The organism is Phocaeicola sp. RTP21198st1_B8_RTP21198_201120, assembly GCF_040929485.1.
Classification (GTDB): domain Bacteria; phylum Bacteroidota; class Bacteroidia; order Bacteroidales; family Bacteroidaceae; genus Phocaeicola; species Phocaeicola dorei.
Genome location: NZ_JBCOCI010000224.1, coordinates 1 through 2,030, shown reverse-complemented (window position 1 = coordinate 2,030; position 2,030 = coordinate 1). Strand labels below are relative to the sequence as shown.

The following is a 2,030-nucleotide window of genomic DNA, read 5'->3' as shown; positions in this document are numbered from 1 at the left end:
GATGATGCCAATGTGCCGAGTCTCATTGCCCTGCCTTATCTTGGGGATGTGAAAGTGAACGATCCTATTTATCAGAATACCCGTAAGTTTGTATGGAGCGAAGATAATCCTTACTTCTTCAAAGGTACTGCCGGCGAAGGAATTGGCGGTCCGCACATCGGATATGATATGATTTGGCCCATGAGTATTATGATGAAAGCATTCACCAGTCAAAACGACGCAGAAATCAAGACCTGCATCAAAATGCTGATGGATACGGATGCCGGAACAGGGTTCATGCATGAATCTTTCCACAAGAACGACCCGAAGAACTTTACTCGTTCCTGGTTTGCATGGCAAAATACGCTGTTTGGAGAACTAATCCTAAAACTCGTGAATGAAGGCAAGGTAGACTTACTAAATAGTATTCAATAGTCTCCTATTATGTTTTTATTGTATTCCTGCTTATGAGATAACTGTTTCTAACCTTGAAGCTTACGCTTCCAAAGTAGTTTCAAGGTTGAAGAACTTTAGTTTCAGGCCTTTGAAACCATAGTTTCAAGTAAGTGAAACTAGAGTTTCTCACCGATGAAACTATTCTCCCGTGTAGTTGTTTGTAAGCACTCATTGTATGGCTGTGCCTTTCTCTTTCCTCTCTAGGGGGTATAGAGAATCTCTTCATCAAAAAAATTATTATTCTTTATTATTGTTGATAGGTAATAGTGACATATAATTTGTTTCTCCTGCCGTTAATTTAGTTAAAATCTCCGCTATATATTTCACCGGCCGTAATCCATTCATCTTACATGTTTCAATAATCGAGTATAGCATAGAAGCATTCTTTGCCCCTAGTTCAGAACCGCAAAACAGATAATTCTTCCGTCCCATGCAAATGGGTTTCATCATCCTCTCGGCCGGATTATTATCTATTTCCGCCTTTCCATTTTGCACATAACGCGATACTGCTTCCCATTCATTGACAGCATATCTGACCGCTTTTAGAAAAAGGTTGGCTGTATCCCCGCGGGTTTGCTCAAAAACAGGTTTTATCATCTGCCATATTTCTGCCAATATAGGAATTGCCCTCTTCTGACGTTCCATCCTGCGTTCATCTTCGGAGAGAAGATTAATTCTGCAATCCGCCTCCACCCAGTATAGGTTTGATATCAGGTTAATTATGTCTGCAGACCGATGGTCGGTCTGTAATGCATCGACAAACTTTCGCCTGACGTGTGCCATACATCCGTACCGTGTTATTGAGGAATCTTCCCGTTCAAACATTTTATAGACATTGTAGCCGTCGGTGGTGACACTTCCCCGGAAGCCTGCGAAGAACTTTTGGGCGACCTTCATGCTACGGCTGCCGTTGTCATACAGATAATAGGCTATTTTCCGGTCGGGATTCTTTATTCCCCAAATGTATTGTTTACGGTATTCATACTTACCCTTCTGCTGATTGTACACTCTGACCTGTTCGGTAGTCTCATCACTGAACAGCATGCTTCCGGGTGTGAGAAGCAACTGCCGGAAAGGTTCCTCAAGCTTGCACAACTCCTTCATGTGCCTCTTTATCCAGGCCAAAACGGTAGAGGTGTTGAAACGTGCACCGGCATCCTTGAGACGGTCTACGACCCGTTCAAGAGACAAACCGTACTGGTATTTGTCAACCAAAATGCGGGCCATCAGTTCAAAATCCACAGGATATCCTTCAAGGACGTTCTCAAACGGTCTGCGGGTATCATTTTTGTCTGTAGGCTGATAATAGTTCGAGATGTTTCCCTGTGTATCCACCAGCCGTACAAGTTTGAATACATGTTTGACCACTTGATGTTGAATCGAGTATTGAATCCATTCACGTATGCCTATCTTGCGTGCACCCGAAGGGATATCCGATTCATCACAGTAATGTACCACCACATTCTCCGCACCGGTGGACTGCTTGCCATAATCCTTACGGCAGGAAGGGGATTCAGACCGGGGAGCGGCCTCAGAAGAGGCTGATTCCGCAGCTTTCTGCTCCAAGTCTTCAACCGGAGCCGAAGGAGCGGATC

2 protein-coding genes are annotated in these 2,030 nt (G+C 44.0%); one reads left to right on the top strand and one right to left on the bottom strand.

The window, feature by feature from the left end:
- Window positions 1-414, top strand: a 414-nt coding sequence (locus AB5935_RS24785; RefSeq protein ID WP_368327731.1) for a glycoside hydrolase family 125 protein, incomplete at its 5' end; no start/stop codon positions are given.
- Window positions 415-672: 258 nt separating this feature from the next.
- Here AB5935_RS24785 and tnpC read toward each other — a convergent pair.
- A partial coding sequence (gene tnpC, locus AB5935_RS24780) for an IS66 family transposase (RefSeq protein WP_368327730.1) occupies window positions 673-2,030 on the bottom strand: 1,358 nt, incomplete at its 5' end.